The following is a 25150-nucleotide window of genomic DNA, read 5'->3' as shown; positions in this document are numbered from 1 at the left end:
TGAACCTGATGGCAATTCTCTCCCAAAGCATTATGAGAAAGGGGTATGGGCAATTCTGTCCGGTAGCAAAGGCAGCGGAAGTCGTTGGCGATCGCTGGGCGCTCCTTGTGCTGCGAGAAATGCTGTATGGCAATCGCTACTTCAATGACATCAGTCGAGGTGTGCCGTTAATGTCCCGTGCCCTCTTATCTCAACGGCTCAAAGAACTTGAGAAGATGGGTGTTGTCATGAGCCATGAAAAAGAAACAGGGCAGGGGTATGAGTATCTGCTAACGCCAGCCGGAGAAGCGCTACGACCGATCGTTGAAGCAATGGGTGTTTGGGCACAACAATGGGGGAGTGAACAAATTGCCCCAGAAGATTTAGATGATGCCTTATTGATGTGGGGAATGAGACGGCGAGTGAACCTTGAGGCTGTACCCTCGCAAAAGCTAGTCCTACAGTTTGACTTTCAAGGATTAACCAAACAGCGCAAAACCCGGCGCAGTTGGTGGCTGGTAATCGAGGATGGAGAAGTCGATGTGTGTCAAAAAAATCCAGGCTTTGAAGTCGATGTCTTAATATCGGCTGATTTGAGTGTGTTCACCCACGTCTGGATGGGATATACGCCTCTGAAGCTTGCCCTTCAGCAAGAGACAATCTGTTTTGAGGGCGATCGCAATCTCGTGCGTCAGGTACCAGCTTGGTTATATCTCAACGGTGAATGGCGTTATGGTATGGGAATTGATCACTCTGCAATGCAGCTAATACAGGCCAATCACAAGCATATTGCTGCAGAATGCAATGAAATTTCTGGCTCTTAACGAAATTAGGATTATTTTCTAGCTCGACTAAATCAGCGATCGCTTTATAATAATTTTGCTGTCACAAAACGATGCTGAGTGATCGGTGAAAGACAAAGGTTATCTGGGGCAAGAGATTAAAGCTATTACACGCAAGACATTCAATGGTTTTTAAGCTTGCTACAAAATTATTCCAAAATGCCAATAATGATGAATGACTAAAACTATGAATTACCGAGACTTCATCACAATTGAACCCAATAAACGTGGTGGAAAGCCCTGCGTACGTGGCTTAAGAATTACAGTTTATGAAGTACTTGAGTATCTAGCCTCCGAGATGACCGAAGCAGAAATTCTCGAGGATTTTCCAGATTTGACGCGAGAAGACTTAAAAGCTTGCATTGCTTATGCCGCCGATCGTGAGCGTCGAGTTATGATCGCTCCCTGATCCGCATGAAGTTACTTTTTGATGAAAACTTGTCCCCCAAGTTGCCGAATCGTTTGATTGATCTTTTTCCAAACTCGCTTCATGTTCGAGATGTGGGCATGAAAGCAACAATCGATCCGATTGTTTGGGATTATGCAAAAGACAATGATTTGATGATTGTCTCAAAAGATGCAGACATGCATGACCTGAGCTTATTATTTGGGAATCCCCCAAAAGTGATTTGGCTTCGTCTAGGCAACTGTTCAACTTGCGATGTTGAACAGTTGCCTAGACGAGACTTTAACGCAATCAAATCATTCTATGAAGATCAGAACTTATCGCTGCTCGCTCTATCGTAATGCTTCATTGAGAAAGCAGCACGTTACAAGCTGACGAAATTCGCTGGATCTTGATCGCGTCGATGTCTACTAGGAATGGGCGTACCCTGTTGATTGCCGACTAATGCCGCCGTTTTTTCTAATGCAGTTCTCAATCGTTTTGCAGCATAAATCGACATATCGCGCGGAACACTAATGCGATCGCGCAAATATCTCAAAGCCACATCTGACCCAGCAGGCGGCGTACAAATTTCACCCGTCATCATGAAGGTCAACGCACAACGCAGCGCTTCATCCATTAAGCGATCGTCTGCCGGATTGACGCGAATAATGTTCTGATGATGCTTCACCACCCGATGTAATGCCTCCGCACGAGACGTTTCAGGCTCTGGGTAAGTCACATCCGGTAAACCGTCCCATGCTCCGCGATCGACGCGGGACTGATTGATCTGAGTCTGAGGATCTTGATTCTCATAGCACCCACCCATTTGCGGCGGTAGATCATGCGCATGCGTATGGAAATCGCTTTGAGTCCCGCGATACGTAGATCGAGTTTCCATCGCATCAAACCAAGCCGACATGCGCGGATTCTCTTCTCGCATCGAATAGCCTTTGTAGTAATAAAGACTGGCATTCATCCGTTCTACATAGGGAGTGAAGACCACATCGACAATGCCGAAGTCTTCTAAGAAATACGCCCCAGGCGTTTGACTCAATGCTGCTTCAACCTGAGCCATAATCCGCACAAACTGCTCCCGATTGCGCTGGTCTTCCCGGGCTGAATTCGCCGGATAACAGAGCCAAGCACACCAGGCGCGAAACAACAACCGCTCCAAACGCCGCAGAGGAACAACCTTAGGATCATTCATACTCCAACCCAAGGCACCGAATTCTCGCTCTAGCGCCATGAGAATATCGTCGCTTTCGGTAATGATCCGTCCGTCTAGCTCGATCGCAGGTAGCATACCCGAAGGCACTTTCCGCTTATACCAACTCTCTTTTTCCCCATAGCAAAACATCGTCACTTTCTCGATTCGATAGGGAATTTGCTTCTCTTCGAGCCAGAGCCAAACTTTCTGACAATAGGGACACCACGCATGATGATCGCGATATAGCGTCACTCCGACATCTGATTCGGACTTGCCAAACAGACGCAATCGAGACTGAGCATTGGTATTGCCATTGACTCGATCGATCTGAAAATCTGTCAGAGCTTCCAGTTCTTCCCAACTAAGAGCAGCCATAGTTATTTTAGAAATTCCACCAGTTGATTCAGTTTGTCCCAAGCCGCACCAGAAGCAATGACCTCTTTTGCGCGATCGACGCCTTGCTGATAGGAATCCACGGCTTGCCCGACGCGGAGCGCTAATGCAGCATTTAACGCCACAGCTTCTTGTTGGGCTTGCGTCCCTTTTCCTTGTAGCACTGATTTGAGAATTTCGGAGTTCTCATCCACATCTCCGCCGCGCAATGACTCGATCGCAGCTTTCTGTAAACCAAATTCCTGCGGGTCAATGCTCGTCAGTTCAACCTGTCCCTGATTAAGAACTGCCATATCGGTTAGGTCTCCGAGTCCTGCTTCGTCGAGTTTTTCTCGACCGTGAAGCACGATCGCAGATTCTTTCCCTAACATTTTCAAAGCTTCCGCGATCGGTTCGAGTAACGTCGCATTAAACACACCAATGACCTGTCCTGTCGGCTGCATCGGATTAACTAAAGGTCCTAGCAGGTTGAACACCGTTCGGACTTTCAGCATTCGTCGCATCGGAGCGACCACTTTCAGCGCAGGATGCCAACCCGGAGCAAAAAGAAACGTAATACCGACTTCAGAAATTGCTGCTTGAATCTGATCCGGCGATGCTGCCAAATTGACACCTAACGCTTCTAGAACATCTGCCGAGCCGACTCGACTTGATGCCGATCGATTGCCATGTTTTGCCACACGCAGCCCTGCTGCCGCCGCCACAAAAGCAACTGCCGTCGAAATATTAAACGTTGAAGCCCCATCTCCCCCCGTTCCACAAGTATCAATCACAGGGAAAGCCAGGCGATCGCTCACGTGTGCCTGAGACTGCAAAACCGTTGCCATCCCCGCCAATTCTGCGGCTGAAACCCCCTTCGACTGTAATGCAGCTAAAATCGCACCCGATAGAACGGGCGGAATCTGATCATTGAGCCAGCCCTGCATGAGGGTTGAAGCTTGTTCGATCGATAAAGAATCTCGATCGAGAATTTGCTGAAGCAGTTCTGACCATTGATTAGTCTCTATTGTCGGGGAAATCATAGAAAATATAGGGCGAAATAGCGCTTTAAAATAATCTCATGCATCGGATTTCTTGCGGATTTTTCACCCAAATTGTGGAAATTACATGAAGTAATGGGCAAATGACCCAAGATTCGATCAATCCTTGATACCGTGGAGATGCGGATTATTTATCCGCCAAATCAAGTAGCAAATTTTTCGCGACTTGTGCTGAGAAGGGTATCAGGTCATCTCCATTGCATTATTAGCATTCAGCTTGCAAAGGAAAGGGTGTTTGTTTGTGCAGATTCAGAATCAATTCAATCCCTCGCTGAATTTAGTCGTCCAGCCGGGAGATCGAGAAACGCATTTAGCATTGTATCAATTGGGGTTTCAGAAAGTTGCAGCTTTGCCGCAACTGCTCTATCGTGCAGTCAGCGAATTTGAACTCTCTGCGCTCTTTGTTGGGCTTTGCCAGCGAGTTTCTGAGATTGGTCAAGCGATGTCACGCTATGTTCTGACGCGATCGCCGTTAGATGCTCAACATTTGCTACATGAATTTCTGAAAGCCCAGCCGCTGCACCAAATGACAAAGCTGGTCAAACACGCCTGGTTTTTCCAAGTTCTGGCAAAGCAACAATTATTTTTTAATTACCAGCCGATTTTTGATCTCGATTCGCGTCGGGTGGTCGCACATGAATGTTTAGCCAGAGCGCGCAATGCTCAAGGGCAACAGTTCAATGGACAGCAATTGATCGATGCAGCGCTGTCGATGAACTTGACGCGCGAATTTGATAATTTGGCACGATCGATTTGCTTAACAGCCCTAGCAGAATGGAATCAGTCTGATCGTCCCATCTTTTTTATTAACGTCTTACCGAATGCGATCGCACATAATCCCGAATCGTTAGAACAGAATTTTCAGCAGATTCTCGATTTAGGGCTGCATCCAGGGCAAATCGTATTTGAACTGACCGAAGTTGAAGCGTTGACCCATCATCCCAATCTGCATAAAGTCATTCACCAAATTCGGGCGAATGGGTTCGGATTAGCACTCGATGATTTGGGAAGTAATGTTGCGCTCGATCATTACTGTACCGAGTTGCGACCAGATGTGATTAAGCTCGATCGTCGAATTGTCCACGGCTGTAGCCGATACGAAATGAAGCAAGTCATGGTCAAGAGCTTTGTTCAAGCTGCCCAAGAGCTTGAAATTACGGTCTTGGCGGAAGGGTTAGAAACCCTAGAAGACATCGAATTTTGTCGATCGATTGGAGTCAACCTCGGTCAAGGCTTCGGCTTGGGTATGCCCGGTCAAACTCCGATCGGCGCAACGCCTGAAAAAGTTGTCTGCTAAAACTTGCTTTCCTGAGATGAGACTTTTCTCTAAGTTTGATTTCTCATCGAGTTAGAGAAGTAAGGTGCAGAGCCATCTTGAACGTGGAAGTCACTCATGGTTCATTAGATTGACGGAATTGAGTTCTAAGGTTCCGTAGCATTTGGCTCGTCCCTTGATCGATCGCACTTTGTACCAGTTGAGAAATCAAAGTTGTGATGGGTAAATCGGGGAAGGTTGAACTGCTTGAAGCGTCAACGTAGTGATCACCATCAAGGACGCTAATTTTTAGAGCCTGGTTACGGTACACCCAGATTTCAGGAACTTTCATGGCTTGATAGGCGCTGACTGTTGTCAGTGAGATGACATCGGATTCGATCGCAAGATCGGGCGGGGGATAAATGTCTAGATCGAGGTCAGTACAGCCTTGAACTCGGTGAGCATTTTGAATGTAAAAACAAGTATCAGGCTCAATGCCAGCGACTTCAGGACGTTTAAGGGTTGTGGAACCAAAATCTTCCCAATCACGCCCCTGTAATTCAAGAATGGCAGTCAGAATATGCGCAATAATTCGGTGAGGACGTTCGTGGCGGGCCAGTGGAGACATGATTTCTAGTGTGCCTTGATAGTATGCGATGCGCGTGTTTCGCTTTTCACCTAAGTCAGCGAGAAGCGTTTCAAAGTCTTGCCATGAAACGTTATGAATGCTGACGGTGCTGCCAGGAGCAAGTTGAATCGCCTTGATTGGAATAGTAAGCGTCATGATGTCAACCTATTTTCTAGAGTGAGAAATGCTATTTGTAAGGAGCAGTTAACAGAGTGGCTTGGTTGAGTCAGCGAGAAAAGAAGCGATTACCGGAATTAAGCCGAATGCCGAAGTTTTGGTACAGATCGGTGAGTGTTAGAGTACAGGCGCTAGTAGGCATAATTTTTGCACAGTTAAAGAGGGATGATCGTGATCATCTAGAAGCACTATTTTCTGGATATCTATGAAAGGAACGAAAATCCCCGCGCATTTTAGACAAAGCGAAATACGCGGGGATTTTCTCTAATTTTCTAACCTGGTGTGAGATGGGGTGTAATATCCAGAGCTGAGCGAAGTCGAATCCTAAATCTAACGAAGAATCTGTTTTGAGAAATACCCACTTAAGCTAAGCGGCGTTTCATCAATGGCTGAACACTGATCAGCGCGATCGCGCAAAGTCCAACCAAAATCAGCAAGGCTCCACCCAAAGTCACATTGCCAAACGGAGCGTGCATGATCACACTGCCGAGATTCCAGTCTGGATGCAAATAGAGATAGCGAATTGGCTCGATCGCGTAACTTAACGGATTCAAAGTTGCGACAACCTGTAACCAAGTCGGCATAAACGACAACGGAACTAACGCAGTACTTGCAAACAGTAGCGGTAAATTCGTGACAAAAATCACCGCAAGTAATTCAATATGTCCCGGCAACGCAAACGCCAATCCTAAACTCAATGCTGTGACTGCAACAACTAACAGCAACACGATCAAAGCGACTAACGCAAGCCCGATCGCACTCGGCAATCCTGAGCCTAAAAATGCGCTCATCGCAATAATCGCCGCAGTCTGAATCAAACTCAAAGTCGTGATGAAAATTGCAGAAGCCATCACAATCGAGAACCGAGAAGCCAATGGTGCGACGAGTAACCGATTGAGAAATCCAAATTCTCGATCGAACATCACTGGAAGTCCGGCATTCAGCGCTCCTCCAAATGCTGTAAATACAATCACGCCCGCGCCGAGGAACTGTCCATAATTCACCTGATTGCCAAACAATCCTTGCGGCGCATTCTGAAACAGTGCTCCAAATAAAATCAACCACATCAACGGTTGAACAATACCCGCAACCAAAGTAGAAGGGCGGCGTTGCAGTTGAATAAACAAGCGGCGCGTCATCGCCAATGTTTCTTGGAGAAACTCGCCAAACAAATTCGGTTGAGTGGTCGCGATTTGCTGCTCTGACGCAGGTTTTGAAGGAGTAATCGTTGTGCTCATAATTGACTACCTCATGCTTTGTTTACGTTCTGCTTTTGGATCTCGGCTTGCGGCGGCGGCAAGTTCTGCATCCATTAAAGTTCGACCCGTTGCTGCAAGATAGACATCATCCAAACTCGGACGAGCCTGAGCAATGCCAAAGGTCGGTAACCCCGCTTGCTGAAGCGCTTGCTGCACCGTCATCAGTGCATCACTATTGGGCGCAACAACGAGATTTAACGAATTCCCCTGTGCCTTATTAATAATCACTTCTTGAACGACCGGAATTGATTCTAATAAAGACTTTGCCTTTTCTGCTTCATCAAGCGGAGAGAACTCTCGAATTCGTAGCGTAATGCGATCGCCTCCCACTTGATCTTTCAACTCCGAAGGCGTTCCCGATGCAATCACCACTCCGCGATCGATAATCGCTACGCGATCGGCAAGTGCATCAATCTCTTCTAAATAATGGCTCGTAATTAAAACGGTCGTGCCTTGCTCGCGTAACTGGCGCAGGAAATTCCAAACGACCACTCGGCTTTCAATATCTAATCCAACCGTGGGTTCATCCAGAACCAGTACGTCTGGTTGATGAAGCAATCCCGCCGCTAGATCGAGCCGTTTTTTCAAGCCTCCAGAATAAGTACCGCTCTTTTTATCCGCCCATTCGTTGAGTCCTAATAAATTGAGAACCTCGGCAATTCGTTCCTGAATCGATTGCTTTGGCAAATGGTAAAGGGCGGCTTGCAGTTCGAGCAGTTCGCGACCCGTGAGAACTTTATCGATCGCGACTTCTTGCGCCACGTAGCCCAGTTTTTGACGCGCAGCCCGGGGATTGTCGATCGCGCTAATTCCCGACACTTCGATTTTTCCCGCATCCGGTTCCGTCAACGTACACAAACACCGCAACGTCGTTGTTTTCCCGGCTCCATTTGGCCCTAAAAGACCAAAAATCTCACCAGGCTGAATCTCTAGCGCAACCTCTTTCACGGCTTCAACTGAGCCGTAGCGCTTCTGTAATTTCTCAATTCGTACCGCAGAAGTCATACCACCGCTCCTAGATTTGTATCAAAACATGAAGACTTCTCCTCCCTATTCTAAGAACTGTATGCCTTGATTTCTGATGAATTGGCGATATTTATGAAAAATGCAGCATTGATTTCGCCAGATTAGACAAATGTAAATAAATATAAAGAGAATTGTTAACTTTGATGTAGACTAATGGTTAGTGAGGAAACAGAGCGACCCAAGTGTTCTGAGTGACACTTCCCACTGAATTCACTCCAATATTGCAGGTATTCTTATGGCGATTACGATTGACTCAGCGCGTAGTATTTTCCCCAACACTCTCGCAGCCGATGCTGTACCTGCCCTCACTGCTCGATTCAATCAATTGAGTGCAGAAGACCAGCTCGCCTGGACATGGTTTGCCTTCCTCGAAATGGGCAAGACGATCACGATCGCGGCTCCCGGCGCTGCAAGCATGCAATTTGCAGAATCGACCCTAGCGCAAATCAAGAGAATGCCGTTTTCTGAGCAAACTCAGGTCATGTGTGACTTAGCAAACAATGCCGACACGCCGATTTGCCGTACCTACTCCACCTGGTCGGCAAACATCAAACTTGGTTTCTGGTATCAGCTTGGACAATGGATGGAGCAAGGCATCGTCGCCCCCATTCCAACCGGATACACCTTATCTGCCAACGCTTCTGCGGTGCTGCAATCCTTGAGAGGTCTAGATCAAGGTCAGCAAATTACTGTGTTGCGTAATTCAGTCGTCAACATGGGCTACGACGTCAATAAACTGGGCAGCTACAACCGAGTTTCTGAACCCGTCGTCGCTCCAAAAGCAGAAGCTCAACGTACTCAAGTCAAGATTGAAGGTATCGACAATCAGACCGTGACGCAGTACATGAACAACATGAACGCCAACGATTTCGATGCGCTGATCCAACTCTTTAGTGAAGATGGCGCACTGCAAGCTCCTTTCCAAAAACCGATCGTTGGAAAAGAAGGAGTGATGCGCTTCTTTCGTGAAGAATGCCAGAACCTCAACTTGATGCCCGAACGCGGCGTTTCTGAACCCGCAGAAGATGGCTATACCCAAATCAAAGTCACTGGAAAAGTTCAAACACCTTGGTTTGGTGCAGCAGTTGGGATGAATATGGCGTGGAGATTCCTGCTCAATCCTGAAGGTAAAATTTTCTTTGTTGCGATCGACCTGCTCGCTTCGCCGAAAGAACTTTTAAATCTAATGCGATAAGCATAAATTTGCGATCGTAAATTCTCAAAGAATGGATGTTCTGAATCTTAGGAGCGTCCATTCATTTGTATATTGGCAGACTGTGATGTGAGTAAACGAAGCAAGTGAGCGAAATTCATTGGACTCAGACCGAACAAGAGATTTCTCGATCCGCATTCGATCGAGCGTATCAACGAGAGATTCAGGCGCTCATGCAAGACGTTGCTGAACGAGCCAATCAGGTCTCAGAAGTCAGCGATCTGTGGCAATTCCACGATTTTTTGAGCGCCAGACGGCACGAAATCGACGGGAAATATGACTATCGTGACTCGGTTTTGATTTTTGTGTTTGCCCAACTCGTCCGCGAAAAGTGGTTGGATCTCAATGAACTCAAAGGATTGGCAGCCGATAAACTTGCCAAAATTTCAGCCTTGGTCAGAATGGGCTGATTTTTTAGGGCTTATCTTGAATTGAAAGATTAGATTAAGCCCTATCTTTACTTTATAAAGTTGGGCGGGAAACCTAAGAGGGTTCCTCTATCTAAATTCGCCCCAACATGTTTAACGCCACAGAACTTCTCATTGATGACTTTGTTCGCCAACTGAAAGAAGGCTATCACCGAACCTATGGCGGCTGGAAATCAGATTACGAAGACATTATTGGTTGGGTTGGGTCGATGGCGATGGAAAATATTGCCAACAGTGACGCGCTCTATCACAACGTTGAACATTCGATTTTAGTCACCCTGGTGGGTCAAGAGATCTTACGAGGACGGCATATTCGAGACGGCGGGGTGTCGTGTGAGGACTGGCTGCACTTTATTGTTTCGCTCGTTTGCCACGATATCGGGTATGTCCGAGGCGTTTGCCGCCAAGATAAGACCGGGCTATATGCCACAGGTCGTGATGGCGCGATGGTTTCAGTACCGCCTGGCTCATCTGATGCCGCCATGACTCCGTATCATGTCGATCGCGCTAAACTCTTCATTGACGAACGATTTGGTGGTCATAAACTCATCGATGTCGAAGTGGTCAAACGTAATATTGAACTGACCCGCTTCCCCGTTCCTGCGGCTGAAGACCATCAAGACACGAGCAATTATCCAGGACTGGTGCGCGCTTCTGATCTGATTGGACAACTCAGCGATCCGCGTTATCTGAAGAAAATCAGCGCACTCTATTACGAATTCGAGGAAACTGGGGTGAACAAAGCTTTAGGCTATCGCCATCCAGGAGATCTACGAAAAAATTATCCAAAATTCTATTGGCAGGGTGTTTATCCCTATGTCAAACAGGCGCTCTACTATCTCTCCTTAACTCAACAAGGCAAGCAAATCGTTGCCAATCTCTACTCAAACGTGTTTGTCGTCGAGCATGAACCCTCCGACGAGTATTGCACCTGAAATCGGTTAGAGAAAGCGGTGTCTCGTGAATTGAACGGCGAAATTACGCGATTAACGGCAAAATTGAGGGGTACTCGATCGCGCTGTTTGCTGTATGGATCGTTTTTTCTCTCCGATTCAACAATTTCTGATTACCTGGCTGTTAATTCTCGTCTCAGGGTGGCTGACGCTGAATGCACTCACTTACTTTGGAGAATTAATCAGCGTACTCGTCACGGCAGGATTAATCGCTTTCTTGCTGAATTACCCGGTGGCAAGATTGGGAAAAGTTATGCCCAAGGCGTTAGCTGCTGGAGTGGTCTATCTATTTGCAGGGTTGATTTTAACGGTAGTTGCCGTGACGATCGCGCCGCCTATTATTCAACAGACTCAACAACTGACGGCAAATTTACCGAATCTGATTGCATCGGGACAGCAACAACTCCAAGACTTTCAAACGTGGGGAGAATCTCGGCATTTAGGCTTTGATCTCTCGTTTTTAGAACAACAACTCTCGGTTCAATTACAAGGGCAAGCAAAAACGATCGCATCAACCGGAATCGGATTGGTTCTGAACACCTTTAATTGGGTTTTGGATCTGATCCTGATTCTGGTGATTTCGTTCTATTTAGTCCTAGACGGAGCGAAGATTTGGGGCGGGATCACAGGCATCTTTTCTCAGCCGATTCAGGAGAGTTTAACGAATTCGATGCGGGATAGTTTGCAGCGATTTGCCTCAGGACAATTGCTGTTAGGGCTGTTTATGGCGATCGCGCTTTCATTGGCGTTCTGGTGGTTAAAAGTTCCATTCTTTCTCGTGTTTGCGGTGTTTATTGGGGTGATGGAAGTGATCCCATTTATTGGGGCATCGCTAGGAATTGCCACGGTTGGGATTTTAGTGGCATTTATTGATTGGTGGATGGCGATCGAAGTGTTAGGAACCGCGATCGCGATTCAGCAGGTCAAAGATAATGCGATCGCGCCTCGGATTTTGGGCGAGCTGACAGGATTGAGTCCCGTGATTATTCTCACGTCTTTGCTAGTGGGTGCTAGAGTAGCAGGACTATTAGGCGTGATTCTGGCAATTCCCTTGACCAGTGTCGTGAAAACGATCGTCGAAATCCTGATGAATCCTGACCTCCCGCCACAAGCTGGATCAATTTTCTCGGAAGCTGTGGAAAATAGTATTCTGGAACCCATGCTTTCGGTTGATCCCGATATCGAACCGAATGTTACTGTGATCGTCAAAGATTCGCATTAATCCTTTATTTCTTCTGACCTATGGACTGGTGGCAAAAGCTCAAACGCAATCCGTTAGCTAAGTTTGGAGCAATCTTACTAGCGTTATTCTATGTTGCCGTGATTGCGGCAGAATTCGTTGCTCCTTATAGCCCCTGTGATACGGCTTCCATTACCAGTGGAGCCTGTAAACCACAAACGGATGGCGCATTGTTACCGCCCACTCAGATTTATTGGACGGATCAAAATAATCAATTCATTGGACCTCATGTTTACCCAACCACTCAAGGTCCCATTGATGTGAATACGGGCGATCGCGAATTGCAAGTTGATCGATCAAAGCCTTCACCACTCAGACTCTTCGTACAAGGCGAACCGTATCGATTGTTCCAAATTCGCTTACCGTTACCAACGAACTTCTCACTCAGCGATCCCAAGTTTGAAGAAATCGAACTTTTTTCTGGAATTCCAGGCAATCTGCATCTGTTTGGCACGGCAGGGGAGGGCAAATTTAATCTTCTGGGAACTGATGAGCAAGCGCGCGACCTGTTTAGTCGGCTCCTTTACGGTGGTCGGATTAGTCTCAGTATTGGACTCGTCGGGATCGCGTTGTCTTTCCCGATCGGGATGCTCGTTGGTGGCATTTCAGGCTATGTCGGAGGTTGGGTCGATGCGGTGCTGATGCGGATTGTAGAAGTATTGATGACGATCCCAAGCATCTACTTACTTGTTGCATTAGCCGCAGTCCTTCCACCGGGCTTAAGTAGCGCGCAGCGATTTCTACTGATCGTCTTTATTACCTCGTTTATCAGTTGGGCAGGATTAGCACGGGTGATTCGGGGGCAAGTGTTATCGATCAAAGAACGAGAATTTGTTCAAGCCTCACGCGCCATGGGTGGAAAGTCACTCTACATCATCACTCGACACGTTTTACCTCAGACCGCAACCTATGTGATTATTTCAGCGACGTTGCAAGTCCCCAGTTTTATCATTGCAGAATCGGTTCTGAGCTTGATTGGGCTTGGCATTCAGCAGCCCGATCCCTCTTGGGGAAATATGTTGTCGCTCGCCACGAATGCCTCAATTCTGGTGCTGCAACCCTGGTTAGTGTGGCCTCCCGCTATTTTGATCGTGTTGACGGTTTTGGCGTTTAACCTACTCGGCGATGGCTTGCGGGATGCGCTCGATCCGCGCAGTTTGCAGCGGTAGAAAAAGGGGTGATCAAAATTGGAAAACCCTTTAGACTGAGGAAACGCTAATAGAAACTTTCAAATGGCACAAGCAAAATTAGGCGATACAGTTCGAGTTCACTACACGGGAAAACTCGACGATGGGACAGTGTTTGACTCTTCTGTCAACGCTGATCCGCTAGAATTCACGTTGGGCGCAGGGAATGTTATTCCTGGATTTGAGAATGCAGTAATGGGGATGAGTCCAGGCGATTCCAAAACGGAAATCATTCCGGCAGATCAAGCGTACGGCGCTTATCAAGAAGCCATGGTTTTAGTCGTTGAGCGTGCTCAAATGCCGCCAGACCTACAGCCAGAGGTCGGACAACAGTTGGAAATTCGACAGCCAACTGGACAATCGATTCCAGTCGTAATTACGGACGTATCTGATGCTGATGTCACCCTGGATGCAAATCATCCGCTCGCTGGAGAAGATTTAACATTTGATATACAACTAGTCGAAATTGGTTAATAAAACTAATCAGTTGTCGAAAAAAGGTCTTGTGGGCAAAAGTTTATGTTCACAAGACCTTTTTATTTGTCAAAATTCCGTAATCCAAGCGAAAACATGTGAAGTTTTCTTGTGATCCGGATTAGTCCGTGTCTGAGAGAAATCTAAACCAGGATCGTTTGAATCCTGAGCCATATTACCTAATTTGCCGAAGGGTGCAAGCAGTAAGGCTTTCCGCGACTTCTTCTCAGAATTGGCGGTTTCAGGATTTGACAACTTCTTGTAACACATGGTTTCTATCTATGAAGAACCCTTTTAGGTTGTTAAAAAACTGTTATGCGTAAGGGACTGCTGCACAAACCGGTTAACCTCTTCGGTCCGATTCTGGACAAAATTCTTTTGACCCATTTTGTGGTAATTGGGCTACCAACGGTGCTCTACTACTACATTCTGGAGAATGGTTGGAATTTGTCGTTTCTCCATGTTTTGATTCCGATTTTGTATTTTGTTACGTCGATCGTTGTGATCGGTGAGGCAGTTTCGACGGCAATTACATATCGTCGCGGTCGCCCCGCCAAGATGCCGAAGTTCGGGATGGTGCAGCGCTTTATGCGATCGCCGAGAACTCAACCGCTTTATCCGCTGTTGAGATCGCCGGGCGCGGTTCCCAAGTGTTCGCTGATTGTTGCAGCCTATTTGCCCAATGAGCAGCATATTATTACCAATACGCTAGATCACATTCTCAGCACGATGGAACGCCCGGAAGGGGGATTAGAAGTGATTCTGGCGTACAACCGCCCAGAACGCTTACCGGTCGAAGATCGATTAGACCGGATGGCAGAAGAACATCCGGAGTTGAAATTGCTCTGTGTTGAAGGCAGTCGATCGAAAGCGCAAAACATTAATGCAGCCTTAGAAATCGTCACGGGCGAAGTGACTGGAATCTTGGACGCAGACCATCACCCGAATCCAGACAGCTTTACTCGCGCTTGGCGTTGGTTATCGAATTATCGCTACAGCGCGGTACAAGGACGAAATGTGATTCGCAACCAGGATGTGAACTTCATGACGCGCATGATTGCGGTGGAGTTTGAGTGTATTTATGGGGTGAGTCATCCGGCGAAGTCACTTTTAGTCGATACAGGCGTGTTCTGTGGGGCAAACGGATATTGGCGGACTGAGGTACTAAAGAAGATTGGCTTCTCGTCGAAGATGTTGACTGAAGACATCGATGCGAGTTTTAGAACCCTGTTGAGCGGACATAATATCGTCCATGATCCGACGATCGTGGTAACTGAACTTGCGCCTGTGGATGTGCGATCGTTCTGGTTCCAGCGCAAGCGGTGGGCACAAGGTTGGCTAGAAGTGACGTTGAAATATCAAGGCACGATTGCGCGATCGCTAAGACTCGATAACTGGCAAAAGTTTTATTGGACGTTGCTTTTGGTCTACAGTGCGGGATTCCATTTTGTCGCCCTGCAAGCGTTTCCAATTACATTGAGTCTGACCTTAGCGGGAGAGAATGCACCGGATATTGCACCGGAATATATCTGGACAATGACAGCATTGACTTTGGCAAGTGGTCCGTTACAAGCTTTGGCAGCTTGGCTTGTACGAACTGATGCCATCAAGCAGTCTGGACGAGATTTCTTGGTCTATTGCTTTTTTATTCCGTTCTACTGTGTGTTTAAGAGTGTGATTGCGATTACGGCAATTTATGACCACATTGTTGGCAATACCGAATGGATTGTGACTCGTCGATCAACGGATGCTTTGCCGGAAGCGAAGTAGCAAGATTTCGACTTAAAAAAGCTCCAAGCTTTCTAAAAACTTGGAGCTTTTTTAGTTTGAAAGTCATAGTGGGAGAGATGAGGAACAATACGGCTCTCACTCATCTTCTTACCGCTTCTGCTCCATTTGCCAACTGAGAAGAATGACGGGAATTAAGCCAACCAGTACGATCGCTAAAGCTGATCCAGAGGCTTCCGTGAGTCGCTCATCAGACGCAAGGTTAAATACATGCACTGCCAACGTGTCAAAGTTAAACGGACGAATGATCAGCGTTGCAGACAATTCTTTCATTACATCGACAAAAACGAGAATTGCTGCTGCCAAAACTCCCTTCCATAACAGCGGCACATGGACTCGGAATAAAGTATTCGTCGCGCCAAATCCGAGACTACGAGACGCATCATCCAAACTCGGTTTAATGTTTGCCAAACTCGCATCGATACTATTAAACGACAAGGCAAGAAATCGAACTAAATAAGCAAACACCAGCGCAAACATCGTTCCACTCAGCAATAAGCCCGTTGAATAATTGAACGTCGATCGCATCCAGCCATCGATCGCATTATCAAACAATCCCAACGGAACTAAAATCCCAACAGCAATCACAGAACCGGGGATAGCGTAACCCATTGAAGCAATGTAAGTCGCCCCTCGCATCATCAGGGAGCGATCTAAACGCAACCCATACGCCAAGATAATTCCCACTACGATCGCAACCAAGGCTGCAATCCCGGACACAGTTAAACTATTCGTTGCAAAGCCCCAAAATCTCTGATCAAAAGCATCTTCCCAATTTTCTAACGTCATATTGAGCAGCACACCTGCCGGAATCAAAAAGCCGAGAAATAGAGGAATGATACAAAATACAATCGCGACGATCGCACGGATGCCCCGAAGCTGATATTTCTGAACAGGCGATGAATTGGAAGATTGATAGTACTGGACTCGTCCTCTTGAAAGTTGTTCTAACCAGATCAAGACAAAAATAAATATCAATAAAAATGCAGCTAATTGAGTTGCTGCAAGCCGTTCGCCCATACCAAACCAAGTGCGATAGATTCCAGTCGTGAACGTGCTGACCTCAAAAAACTGAACGGTTGCATAGTCATTTAAAGTTTCCATCAGAGCTAAAGACAACCCTGCTACGATCGCGGGACGTGCCAAAGGTAAAGCCACTTTTCTAAAACTCTGCCACGGGCTACAGCCTAAGCTACGACTGGCTTCTAAAGTACAGACTGACTGAGATAAAAACGCCGATCGCGCTAACAAATAGACATAGGGATACAGCACCAAAATCAGCATCACTGCTGCACCCCAAAGCGATCGCACATTGGGAAACCAATACTCTTGTGCCGTTTTCCAGCCAAACCACGATCGCAACGTCGTTTGCACAATCCCGAAGTATTCGAGCAAATCCGTATAGGTATACGCCAAAATATAAGCCGGAGCAGCCAGCGGCAACAGCAATGCCCAAGTTAAAATTCTACTTCCTGGAAATCGGCACATCGTCACCAGCCAAGCTGTGCCCGTTCCAATGATCGTGACACCTAGCGCCACCGCAAGCATTAAATAGAGCGAATTCGTGATGTAAGTGGTCAGAACTGTGCTTGCGAGATGTTGCCAAACTGATCTGGCATCTGCAAATAATCCGCTCAATACAGCAAAGATTGGGAATGCAATTAAAACTGCGATCGCAATTACAACGATCGTCCATGCACTCAATCTAGAACGTCGAGTCTCTCTCGCCCGCGAAATTTGCATATGCTCTCAAGAAATCTTGTAAAACTACTTTACTAGGGCTTCAAAATTGTTGATGATTAGTCTCAATAAGTTTGCCGCTATAAGAACTCTAATGCTTGACTCGATCATTTTGCAATTAGACCAGGTTTCAAAGCGATTTTCCGCTACGCCTGTTGTAGATGCCGTTTCGCTAAAGCTGCGAAGAGGTGAGTTATTAAGCCTACTAGGGGCATCGGGCTGTGGAAAGACTACATTATTGAGACTGATTGCAGGATTTGAGCGACCTGAATCTGGAACCATCGAATTGTCAGGTCAGCAAGTTGCAGGTGGGAAATACTGGCAAGCTCCTGAACAGCGAGATATTGGCATGGTCTTTCAGGACTATGCGCTGTTTCCGCATTTGAATGTGGCAGAAAATGTGGGATTTGGCTTAAAAAAATCTCGACGCAAGCGATCGGGTTATCCCGCTCAGCAAGCAAAAGAAATGGTCTCGGCTGCAATCGCGCAAGTCGGCTTATCGGGGTTAGAAAAACGCTATCCGCACGAACTCTCCGGTGGACAACAGCAAAGAGTTGCATTAGCGCGAGCATTAGCGCCTCAGCCTGCTTTGATTCTGCTCGATGAGCCGTTGAGTAACTTGGATGTGCAAGTGCGATCGCATCTCCGACAAGAAATTCGCACCATTCTCAAAACCACTGGAACAACTGCAATTTTTGTCACGCACGATCAGGAAGAAGCGTTGTCCATTTCGGATCGAGTTGCCGTGATGAATCAAGGCAAATTAGAACAGTTAGCAACTCCTGAGACGCTTTACGACGAGCCTGCAACCCGGTTCGTTGCAGAATTTGTGACTCAAGGAAATTTCTTACCTGCGACTTATAGTGGTACAGGTTGGAAAACTGCGATCGGAACATTAATGGTGGAAGATTCTGGAGAATTTGCCCATCAAGCTGATGTGATGATTCGACAGCAAGACATTAAGTTAGAACCTGCTCCAGCGGGATCGATTGTGATTGTCGATCGTCAATTTTTAGGGCGTGAGCATCGATACTGTATTCAAACTAGCTCAGGGACTCGCCTGAAAGTCCTGAGCGCTGTGAAGCCTGCGTTAGACATTGGCACACGAGTGCGCGTCAAAGTGAATTTATCTGGGGTGCGATTGTTTGAACCGACTAGGGATTCACAGCTTGAGAGTGCAGCGCATTGAAATTCTTGCGCCATTGTGCTCGCTGTTGCGGAGTTAAAACAGTGGTCACAACCTGGCTATAGTCTTTCAACGGCTGCGATAAAGTTTGATCGACTTTGCCCGTTTGGATCTGTTTCAGCAATTCTGGATTGGCTTGCAGTTCTTTGACGATTTCAGCTTGCATTTCACGTCGAGCTTGCTGGATTTGAGCCGACTGATCTGGGGTAAGTTGAACGCCTTTGAATTCAGCTTTGAGCGATTCAGTCTGTTTTTTGACTTCCCCTGAAACCGTTTCTTCTAAAGCATCGATCACAATTTGCTTCACATACTGCCGCTGCTCGTCAGTTTTCTGCTTGATAAAATTCCCGATCGCGCTTTTGGATGCTTCTACTTTCGCATCCGCTTGACCCGACAGTTGCTTCAAAAATTGTCCGGCCATCGATTGATCAAGCTGAGTGGCAATTTCTTGCGATCGACTTTGCTGCGGAGCTTGCTGAATCGGTTTTTGAGCAACTTTTTGCACAACCACGGGTTCAGGTTGTGCAGGCGGAGTCTGAAAAGATGATATGTCAGACGGCGATTGATTCAGTGCGACTAAAGCGCCCACACCTCCTGCGACCATCAATGCCAACGAGATTAACACCCTAGCTTTATTCGGATTCATTGCTTTTCCTCAACCTCTTAATAGACAAGTAGGTCTAATTTAGGATTCACCTAAATCACACCACTCTCCAGGTTGAGGCTGAAAAACTTTACCAAGGGATCTGTGTCCCATCCCAGGAGAAAAACTCGCCACCCTGATGATTTTCCAGTTGATCAATCACGTCGAGCAGTTGCCGAACGGTACGATCGACCGAAAATAATTTCTCTGGCGGCACAGACTTCTGAAACGGCTTAGATAGTCTTGTATCCGTTGTCCCTGGATGCAGGTTCACCACAATTGCATTCGGACAAGTCCGCTTATATTCGATCGCAGTTGTTCGCATGAACATATTCAACGCTGCTTTAGAAGCCCGGTAACCATACCAGCCCCCAAGCTGATTGTCTCCAATGCTGCCAACTTTTGCCGAAATTGTCGCCAAAACGGAGCGATCGCGATGCTTCAACAACGGCTGCACATGCTTGGCTAACAAGACCGCGCCAATACTATTAATTTGAAAATACTTGAGAAGCTGATCCCCATTGAGATGTCGCAGGCTTTTCTCTGGTTGCATCGCTCCATCGTGCAATACACCCACACAGTTGATGATGTAGTGCAATTCAGACGTTTCTGACTTAATTTTGGCGATCGTACGTTCGATCTGAGCCTCATCAGTGAGATCAAGTTGCAGCCGCTCTAGAGAAGGCGAATCAAGCTGAAAAAGATCGCAATCAGGACTGCGATAAGTCGCATAAACCCGATCCACTCGATCGAGCAATTGTCGGGCAAATTCCAGCCCAATTCCTTGACTCGCCCCTACAACTAGCGCTGCCTTACTCATCATCAGTTGTTTTTACAAAACTTTACATTGAGTATAACGCGGCGCTTACCACCCGTCTGATTCCTCACCCTGCCAAACCTCCAAATCCAACTCATCCAAGTAACTCAAAGCCGCTTGAATATTGGTGTGATGTCCCTTTAGAACGAGATCAAACCAGCCGTCTCCACTCGCATTCGCACCCAAAATCGCCGCAGCAATATTGATTGTTAACTGATACTGCGAGACGAGTTGCGAAATCACAGGCTCTTGATGGTAGTGCCGGGGAATGCGGATGCGGATGCGCTGCTCAGTCGTCCGGTCAATGTTCGTACTCGTAGACATCATTTTTCTCCTAAATTGTTAAAGTACGGTAAGCCTATCGATTTATTGTATATTATTTTTATATGGAAGCGAAAGAGTTTGATGCCAGCGAATTAGCACTTTCTCGACAGAAAATTCGCTGCAAGATGTTGAATCATGTTACAAAGCCGCAAGATTTGCCGGAAAATTGTTGATTTTTATCAACTTTAAACCCTAGAAATTCAACCTGCCGCAAGATAGAAGATCCTGAATTGAAAGCTCTGGAGATACAGATCTGAGATCTTTATTAAGACCTGAAGGGGATCTCGGAAGTGTATTAGAGAATTTCAAAAGTACTAGAGATATCTTCATTGAAGCTCTAGTGAACACTCTCTCTGCCACTGTTAGGGTAATGATAATGACTAGATACGGACTGCCCGCGAAGCAAGGTTTGTATGATCCGCAGTTCGAGCATGATGCCTGTGGAGTTGGGTTCATTGTGCAGATGAAAGGACAACCATCTCACTCGATCGTGCAGCAAGCCTTAACGATTTTGGCGAATTTGGAGCACCGGGGAGCATGTGGAGCTGAGACGAACACGGGAGACGGGGCAGGCATTTTAATGCAGGTTCCGCATGGCTTTTTTCAGAAAGTGACTGCGACATTGAACATTACTTTGCCCGATGCTGGACAGTACGGGGTCGGGATGGTTTATTCATCTCCCGATCGTGCTCAGCGCGAAGCAGGGCGGCGGATATTTGAGCAAGTCGTGGCAGAGGAAGGACAAAAAGTTCTCGGCTGGCGAGACGTTCCAACTGACAATTCGACCTTAGGGGAAACGGCAAAAGCCAGTGAACCCTTTATGCAGCAAGTCTTTATTCAACGCTCGGCGGATTTAGCAGATGATTTAGCATTTGAGCGGAAGCTGTATGTGATTCGGAAGCGATCGCATAGTGCCATTCGCCAAACTGGGATTGATCCGTTCTGGTATCCGGCTAGTCTTTCTTGCCGCACCTTGGTTTATAAAGGCATGTTGATGCCTTTGCAGGTGAAAGAGTACTATCCTGACTTGAGCGATCCCGATTTGCAAAGTGCTTTGGGATTAGTGCATTCTCGCTTTAGTACCAATACCTTCCCGAGTTGGGAGCGATCGCATCCTTACCGCTATATCGCTCACAATGGCGAAATTAATACCCTGCGCGGCAACATCAACTGGATGCACGCTCGGCAATCTTTGTTTGAATCTGATTTATTTGGCGACGATTTAAGAAAAGCACAGCCTGTTATTAACATTGACGGAAGTGATTCCACGATTTTTGATAATGCTTTGGAATTGCTGACACTATCCGGTCGATCGCTGCCTCATGCCGTGATGATGATGATCCCGGAACCTTGGACAGCCCATGAGTCGATGAGTCCTGAGCGCAAGGCATTTTATAAGTACCATTCTTGCTTGATGGAACCTTGGGATGGGCCAGCTTCGATCGCATTTACGGACGGTCGAATGATGGGAGCTGTTCTCGATCGCAATGGCTTGCGTCCGTCTCGGTACTATGTCACCAAAGATGATTTGGTGATCATGGCATCTGAAGCCGGAGTTTTACCGATCGAGCCTGAGCGGATTGCTCAAAAAGGTCGGTTGCAGCCCGGAAGAATGTTCCTCGTTGATATGGAACAAGGTCGGATTGTAGCGGATGAAGAAATCAAGCACCAAATTGCCAGTGCTGAGCCATATCAAGACTGGATTGATCAACATATGGTCAGCCTTGCTGATCTCAAAGATGCACCTCCGTCTTCGTCTGATCTCAATACTGTGCTTCAGCGTCAATTAGCATTTGGCTATACGTTTGAAGAGTTGCGCTTGTTGATCACTCCGATGGCGCGAGATGGCGTTGAAGCTGTGGGAGCAATGGGTGCAGATACGCCTTTAGCTGTTCTCTCTGATCGACCCAAGCTGCTGTATGACTACTTCAAACAGCTATTCGCTCAGGTGACCAATCCGCCGATCGATTCCATTCGAGAAGAGATCATCACTTCAGCCGAAACGACAATTGGAGCTGAGAAAAACCTGCTCAAACCTTTGCCAGAAAGCTGTCATTTGATTGAGCTAAAAAGCCCAATTCTCAGCAATGAGGACTTGGCAAAACTCAAACAGGTCGATGAGCAAGGCTTCAAATCGACGACAATTGCGATCGTATTTGATCCCAAATCCGGTGTAAAAGGCTTAGAAAGCGCGATCGACAATCTCTGTACTCAAGCCGACCAAGCAATTGAAGCTGGAATCAATCTCATCATTCTGAGCGATCGCAGTGTGGATGCTGAAAATGCTCCCATTCCGGCGTTACTTGCTGTCGCTGGTGTACATCACCATTTGATCCGCACGGGTGCGAGAACCAGAGTTGGCTTAGTACTCGAATCGGGCGAACCGCGTGAAGTTCATCACTTTGCCATGCTGATTGGATATGGTTGCGGCGCAATCAATCCTTACTTAGCATTTGAGACAATCGAATCGATGATTGCTCAAGGCTTACTCCCGAATCTAGAGTATGCAACGGCTTGCAAGAACTACATTAAATCAGCAACCAAAGGCGTGGTCAAAGTTGCGTCGAAGATTGGCATTTCAACCATTCAGAGCTATCGAGGCGCACAGATCTTTGAAGCAGTTGGTTTAAACCGTTCGGTTGTCGATCGTTACTTTACCTGGACTGCTTCTCGGATTGAAGGCGTGGATCTCGAAGTCATTACCCAAGAGGCACTGCTTCGTCATCATCAAGCGTTCTCAGAGCGTCAACCCAGTGGACAAACTTTGGGAGTCGGCGGTGAATATCAATGGCGTAAAGAAGGTGAAGCTCACCTTTTCAGCCCGCAAACGATTCACACGCTGCAAAGAGCAGTTCGAGAAGGAAATTACGAGCTATTCAAGCAATATGCTGCGTTAGTCAACGAGCAAAATCAGCAGCATTTTACCTTGCGCGGCATGTTGCAATTTAAGCCTCGCCAACCCATCCCACTCGAAGAAGTTGAACCAATTGAAGCAATTATGAAACGCTTCAAAACTGGAGCAATGAGCTACGGATCAATCTCGAAAGAAGCTCATGAAGCGTTAGCGATCGCCATGAACCGCATCGGCGGTAAATCCAATACGGGTGAGGGCGGCGAAGATCCAGATCGTTACACTTGGAGCAATGAACAAGGCGATTCTAAGAATAGCGCCATCAAGCAAGTTGCTTCCGGTCGGTTTGGAGTAACCAGTCTCTACCTGTCTCAGGCGAGAGAAATCCAGATCAAAATGGCTCAAGGTGCAAAGCCTGGAGAAGGCGGACAGCTTCCAGGACGCAAAGTGTATCCTTGGATTGCGAAAGTTCGACATTCGACTCCGGGAGTCGGCTTGATTTCGCCACCACCGCACCATGACATTTACTCGATCGAGGATTTAGCTGAACTAATCCACGACTTGAAAAACGCCAACCGAGACGCACGCATCAGTGTCAAACTCGTTTCGGAAGTGGGAGTCGGAACGATTGCAGCAGGTGTTTCCAAAGCTCATGCTGATGTCGTTTTGATCTCTGGTTACGATGGCGGAACGGGCGCATCTCCCCAAACTTCGATCAAACATGCAGGTTTACCTTGGGAATTGGGACTCGCTGAAACTCATCAAACGTTAGTGTTAAACAATTTGCGATCGCGCATTGTTGTCGAAGCTGACGGACAAATGAAAACTGGACGCGATGTGGTCATGGCAGCGTTGCTGGGTGCTGAAGAATTCGGCTTCGCAACTGCTCCACTCGTCACATTGGGCTGCATTATGATGCGGGTTTGCCATCTCAACACTTGTCCGGTTGGGATTGCGACTCAAGATCCTCAATTGCGCGCGAGCTTTATCGGCGATCCGGACAACACAGTGAACTTTATGAAGTTCATTGCTCAAGAAGTCCGCGAAATCATGGCACAGCTCGGTTTCCGCACTTTGAATGAGATGGTCGGACGGACAGATATCTTAGAAGCAAAACAAGCAGTCGAACATTGGAAAGCAAAAGGTCTAGATTTCTCCAAGATCCTGTATCAGCCTGATGTTGATCCCTCTGTTGGCTTGTATTGCCAGATTCCGCAGGATCACGGCTTAGACAAGTCGCTGGATTTAACTGTGCTAGTCGATCTGTGTAAAGATGCGATCGAAGAAGGCAAACCCGTTAAAGCAACGCTACCGATTCGGAATGTCAATCGCGTGGTCGGAACAATTCTTGGCAATGAGATTACAAAACGACACTGGAATGGCTTGCCTGAAGATACAGTGCATCTCCATTTCCAAGGAAGTGCGGGACAGAGCTTTGGGGCATTTGTGCCGAAAGGAGTCACCCTCGAACTCGAAGGCGATGCCAATGACTATCTCGGAAAGGGTTTAAGTGGCGGGAAGCTGATTGTTTATCCTCCGGCAGTTTCTTCGTTTGATCCATCTGAGAACATCATCATCGGCAACGTTGCAATGTATGGAGCAACCAAAGGCGAAGTCTATATCAATGGCATTGCTGGGGAGCGATTCTGTGTTCGCAACTCTGGAGTGAATACCGTTGTCGAAGGTGTTGGCGATCACGGTTGTGAGTATATGACCGGCGGAACTGTCGTAGTTCTCGGAGCAACTGGACGGAACTTTGCAGCAGGGATGAGCGGCGGAGCGGCTTATATCTATGATGAAGCCGGAGATTTTGCTACCCGTTGCAATATGCAGATGGTTGCGATCGAGCCGTTTGAAGACCCCGAAGACATTGCGATCGTGCGTCAGATGATCCAGAATCACGCCAATTACACGCATAGTCATAAGGCAAAAGACATCCTGGAAAACTGGGAGCAAGCGCGATCGCGGTTTGTGAAGGTCATGCCAAAAGATTACAAGCGAGTACTCCAAGCACTAAGACGAGCTGAAGAGTCAGGCCTGAGTGGTGATGATGCTTTAACAGCAGCGTTTGAGGAAAATGCCCGCGACGTTGCCCGTGTAGGAGGAAGTTAG

At 47.2% G+C, this 25150-nt stretch carries 22 protein-coding genes; 13 read left to right on the top strand and 9 right to left on the bottom strand.

Features of this window, described 5'->3' with window-relative positions:
* The first annotated feature begins 8 nt into the window (after positions 1 to 8).
* From LEPBO_RS0111255 to LEPBO_RS0111245, 3 genes are all read left to right on the top strand, one after another.
* On the top strand, positions 9 to 803 hold the full coding sequence (locus LEPBO_RS0111255; RefSeq protein ID WP_017287667.1) for a winged helix-turn-helix transcriptional regulator: 795 nt from the start codon (positions 9 to 11) through the stop codon (positions 801 to 803).
* Positions 804 to 1008: 205 nt separating this feature from the next.
* Positions 1009 to 1230 (top strand): DUF433 domain-containing protein, encoded by a 222-nt coding sequence (locus LEPBO_RS0111250; RefSeq protein WP_026148565.1) that lies wholly within the window; start codon positions 1009 to 1011, stop codon positions 1228 to 1230.
* Between the two features lie 5 nt (positions 1231 to 1235).
* Positions 1236 to 1568 carry a DUF5615 family PIN-like protein gene (locus LEPBO_RS0111245; protein WP_017287665.1) on the top strand — a complete coding sequence of 111 codons (333 nt, stop codon included), beginning with the start codon at positions 1236 to 1238 and terminating at the stop codon, positions 1566 to 1568.
* A 23-nt stretch (positions 1569 to 1591) separates the two neighbouring features.
* Here the strand turns inward: LEPBO_RS0111245 and LEPBO_RS0111240 are convergent, their stop codons facing one another.
* Both LEPBO_RS0111240 and trpD read right to left on the bottom strand, forming a co-directional pair.
* A complete protein-coding gene (locus tag LEPBO_RS0111240) occupies positions 1592 to 2791 on the bottom strand; it encodes a glutathione S-transferase family protein (RefSeq protein ID WP_017287664.1) in 1200 nt (399 codons plus the stop codon).
* A 2-nt stretch (positions 2792 to 2793) separates the two neighbouring features.
* Positions 2794 to 3831, bottom strand: coding sequence for an anthranilate phosphoribosyltransferase (gene trpD, locus LEPBO_RS0111235; protein ID WP_017287663.1), 1038 nt, complete (start codon positions 3829 to 3831; stop codon positions 2794 to 2796).
* A gap of 259 nt (positions 3832 to 4090) precedes the next feature.
* Between trpD and LEPBO_RS0111230 the strand changes: the two genes are divergently transcribed.
* On the top strand, positions 4091 to 5146 hold the full coding sequence (locus tag LEPBO_RS0111230) for an EAL domain-containing protein (protein ID WP_017287662.1): 1056 nt from the start codon (positions 4091 to 4093) through the stop codon (positions 5144 to 5146).
* 94 nt (positions 5147 to 5240) lie between these two features.
* On the opposite strand, the gene LEPBO_RS0111225 is transcribed toward LEPBO_RS0111230, so the two are convergent.
* The 3 genes from LEPBO_RS0111225 to LEPBO_RS0111215 form a co-directional block, all read right to left on the bottom strand.
* Complete coding sequence (locus LEPBO_RS0111225; RefSeq protein ID WP_017287661.1) at positions 5241 to 5888, bottom strand: Uma2 family endonuclease; 648 nt, start codon at positions 5886 to 5888, stop codon at positions 5241 to 5243.
* 383 nt (positions 5889 to 6271) lie between these two features.
* A complete protein-coding gene (locus LEPBO_RS0111220) occupies positions 6272 to 7147 on the bottom strand; it encodes an ABC transporter permease (protein WP_017287660.1) in 876 nt (291 codons plus the stop codon).
* Positions 7148 to 7153: 6 nt separating this feature from the next.
* Positions 7154 to 8173 (bottom strand): daunorubicin resistance protein DrrA family ABC transporter ATP-binding protein, encoded by a 1020-nt coding sequence (locus tag LEPBO_RS0111215; RefSeq protein WP_017287659.1) that lies wholly within the window; start codon positions 8171 to 8173, stop codon positions 7154 to 7156.
* 256 nt (positions 8174 to 8429) lie between these two features.
* Between LEPBO_RS0111215 and LEPBO_RS0111210 the strand changes: the two genes are divergently transcribed.
* From LEPBO_RS0111210 to LEPBO_RS36800, 7 genes are all read left to right on the top strand, one after another.
* Positions 8430 to 9389 (top strand): orange carotenoid-binding protein, encoded by a 960-nt coding sequence (locus tag LEPBO_RS0111210; RefSeq protein WP_017287658.1) that lies wholly within the window; start codon positions 8430 to 8432, stop codon positions 9387 to 9389.
* A 104-nt stretch (positions 9390 to 9493) separates the two neighbouring features.
* Positions 9494 to 9817 carry a hypothetical protein gene (locus LEPBO_RS0111205; protein WP_017287657.1) on the top strand — a complete coding sequence of 108 codons (324 nt, stop codon included), beginning with the start codon at positions 9494 to 9496 and terminating at the stop codon, positions 9815 to 9817.
* Positions 9818 to 9924: 107 nt separating this feature from the next.
* The gene (locus tag LEPBO_RS0111200; RefSeq protein WP_017287656.1) at positions 9925 to 10770 is read left to right on the top strand and encodes an Npun_R2479 family HD domain-containing metalloprotein; all 846 of its coding nucleotides are present in this window, start codon (positions 9925 to 9927) and stop codon (positions 10768 to 10770) included.
* A gap of 94 nt (positions 10771 to 10864) precedes the next feature.
* Positions 10865 to 12010: an AI-2E family transporter gene (locus LEPBO_RS0111195; RefSeq protein ID WP_017287655.1), complete on the top strand. Its 1146-nt coding sequence runs from the start codon at positions 10865 to 10867 to the stop codon at positions 12008 to 12010.
* 20 nt (positions 12011 to 12030) lie between these two features.
* Positions 12031 to 13197, top strand: coding sequence for an ABC transporter permease (locus LEPBO_RS0111190; RefSeq protein ID WP_017287654.1), 1167 nt, complete (start codon positions 12031 to 12033; stop codon positions 13195 to 13197).
* Between the two features lie 63 nt (positions 13198 to 13260).
* Complete coding sequence (locus tag LEPBO_RS0111185) at positions 13261 to 13689, top strand: FKBP-type peptidyl-prolyl cis-trans isomerase (protein ID WP_017287653.1); 429 nt, start codon at positions 13261 to 13263, stop codon at positions 13687 to 13689.
* A gap of 378 nt (positions 13690 to 14067) precedes the next feature.
* Positions 14068 to 15459 (top strand): glycosyltransferase family 2 protein, encoded by a 1392-nt coding sequence (locus LEPBO_RS36800; RefSeq protein WP_172410464.1) that lies wholly within the window; start codon positions 14068 to 14070, stop codon positions 15457 to 15459.
* 108 nt (positions 15460 to 15567) lie between these two features.
* Here LEPBO_RS36800 and LEPBO_RS0111170 read toward each other — a convergent pair whose 3' ends face one another.
* Positions 15568 to 17220, bottom strand: a complete 1653-nt coding sequence (locus LEPBO_RS0111170; protein WP_017287650.1) for an ABC transporter permease — start codon at positions 17218 to 17220, stop codon at positions 15568 to 15570.
* A gap of 91 nt (positions 17221 to 17311) precedes the next feature.
* Here LEPBO_RS0111170 and LEPBO_RS0111165 point away from each other — a divergent pair, with 91 nt between their 5' ends.
* The gene (locus LEPBO_RS0111165; RefSeq protein WP_017287649.1) at positions 17312 to 18406 is read left to right on the top strand and encodes an ABC transporter ATP-binding protein; all 1095 of its coding nucleotides are present in this window, start codon (positions 17312 to 17314) and stop codon (positions 18404 to 18406) included.
* Here LEPBO_RS0111165 and LEPBO_RS0111160 read toward each other — a convergent pair.
* The 3 genes from LEPBO_RS0111160 to LEPBO_RS0111150 all read right to left on the bottom strand — a co-directional run bounded on the left by LEPBO_RS0111160 (position 18372) and on the right by LEPBO_RS0111150 (position 20190).
* Positions 18372 to 19049, bottom strand: a complete 678-nt coding sequence (locus LEPBO_RS0111160) for a hypothetical protein (protein WP_026148563.1) — start codon at positions 19047 to 19049, stop codon at positions 18372 to 18374. The genes LEPBO_RS0111165 and LEPBO_RS0111160 overlap by 35 nt on opposite strands.
* A gap of 88 nt (positions 19050 to 19137) precedes the next feature.
* On the bottom strand, positions 19138 to 19869 hold the full coding sequence (locus LEPBO_RS0111155; RefSeq protein ID WP_017287647.1) for an SDR family NAD(P)-dependent oxidoreductase: 732 nt from the start codon (positions 19867 to 19869) through the stop codon (positions 19138 to 19140).
* A gap of 42 nt (positions 19870 to 19911) precedes the next feature.
* Positions 19912 to 20190, bottom strand: a complete 279-nt coding sequence (locus tag LEPBO_RS0111150) for an NIL domain-containing protein (RefSeq protein WP_026148562.1) — start codon at positions 20188 to 20190, stop codon at positions 19912 to 19914.
* Between the two features lie 373 nt (positions 20191 to 20563).
* On the opposite strand from LEPBO_RS0111150, the gene gltB reads away from it, so the two are divergent.
* Positions 20564 to 25150, top strand: a complete 4587-nt coding sequence (gltB, locus tag LEPBO_RS0111140; protein ID WP_017287644.1) for a glutamate synthase large subunit — start codon at positions 20564 to 20566, stop codon at positions 25148 to 25150.

It is taken from the genome of Leptolyngbya boryana PCC 6306, from assembly GCF_000353285.1.
GTDB lineage: Bacteria > Cyanobacteriota > Cyanobacteriia > Leptolyngbyales > Leptolyngbyaceae > Leptolyngbya > Leptolyngbya boryana.
Note: the sequence above shows the minus strand (reverse complement) of the source record. Positions and strands in the feature narration are given on the sequence as shown.

Bases quoted from the DNA above. Each gene is read 5' to 3' on its own strand.
- LEPBO_RS0111160 (WP_026148563.1), bottom strand. From the start codon at position 19,049: ATGAATCCGAATAAAGCTAGGGTGTTAATCTCGTTGGCATTGATGGTC.
- LEPBO_RS0111185 (WP_017287653.1), top strand. From the start codon at position 13,261: ATGGCACAAGCAAAATTAGGCGATACAGTTCGAGTTCACTACACGGGA.
- LEPBO_RS0111170 (WP_017287650.1), bottom strand. From the start codon at position 17,220: ATGCAAATTTCGCGGGCGAGAGAGACTCGACGTTCTAGATTGAGTGCA.
- LEPBO_RS0111220 (WP_017287660.1), bottom strand. From the start codon at position 7,147: ATGAGCACAACGATTACTCCTTCAAAACCTGCGTCAGAGCAGCAAATC.
- LEPBO_RS0111200 (WP_017287656.1), top strand. From the start codon at position 9,925: ATGTTTAACGCCACAGAACTTCTCATTGATGACTTTGTTCGCCAACTG.
- LEPBO_RS0111165 (WP_017287649.1), top strand. From the start codon at position 17,312: ATGCTTGACTCGATCATTTTGCAATTAGACCAGGTTTCAAAGCGATTT.
- LEPBO_RS0111225 (WP_017287661.1), bottom strand. From the start codon at position 5,888: ATGACGCTTACTATTCCAATCAAGGCGATTCAACTTGCTCCTGGCAGC.
- LEPBO_RS0111245 (WP_017287665.1), top strand. From the start codon at position 1,236: ATGAAGTTACTTTTTGATGAAAACTTGTCCCCCAAGTTGCCGAATCGT.
- LEPBO_RS0111150 (WP_026148562.1), bottom strand. From the start codon at position 20,190: ATGATGTCTACGAGTACGAACATTGACCGGACGACTGAGCAGCGCATC.
- LEPBO_RS0111190 (WP_017287654.1), top strand. From the start codon at position 12,031: ATGGACTGGTGGCAAAAGCTCAAACGCAATCCGTTAGCTAAGTTTGGA.
- LEPBO_RS0111210 (WP_017287658.1), top strand. From the start codon at position 8,430: ATGGCGATTACGATTGACTCAGCGCGTAGTATTTTCCCCAACACTCTC.
- LEPBO_RS0111255 (WP_017287667.1), top strand. From the start codon at position 9: ATGGCAATTCTCTCCCAAAGCATTATGAGAAAGGGGTATGGGCAATTC.
- LEPBO_RS0111250 (WP_026148565.1), top strand. From the start codon at position 1,009: ATGAATTACCGAGACTTCATCACAATTGAACCCAATAAACGTGGTGGA.
- LEPBO_RS0111215 (WP_017287659.1), bottom strand. From the start codon at position 8,173: ATGACTTCTGCGGTACGAATTGAGAAATTACAGAAGCGCTACGGCTCA.
- trpD (WP_017287663.1), bottom strand. From the start codon at position 3,831: ATGATTTCCCCGACAATAGAGACTAATCAATGGTCAGAACTGCTTCAG.
- LEPBO_RS0111195 (WP_017287655.1), top strand. From the start codon at position 10,865: ATGGATCGTTTTTTCTCTCCGATTCAACAATTTCTGATTACCTGGCTG.
- LEPBO_RS0111155 (WP_017287647.1), bottom strand. From the start codon at position 19,869: ATGATGAGTAAGGCAGCGCTAGTTGTAGGGGCGAGTCAAGGAATTGGG.
- LEPBO_RS0111240 (WP_017287664.1), bottom strand. From the start codon at position 2,791: ATGGCTGCTCTTAGTTGGGAAGAACTGGAAGCTCTGACAGATTTTCAG.
- gltB (WP_017287644.1), top strand. From the start codon at position 20,564: ATGACTAGATACGGACTGCCCGCGAAGCAAGGTTTGTATGATCCGCAG.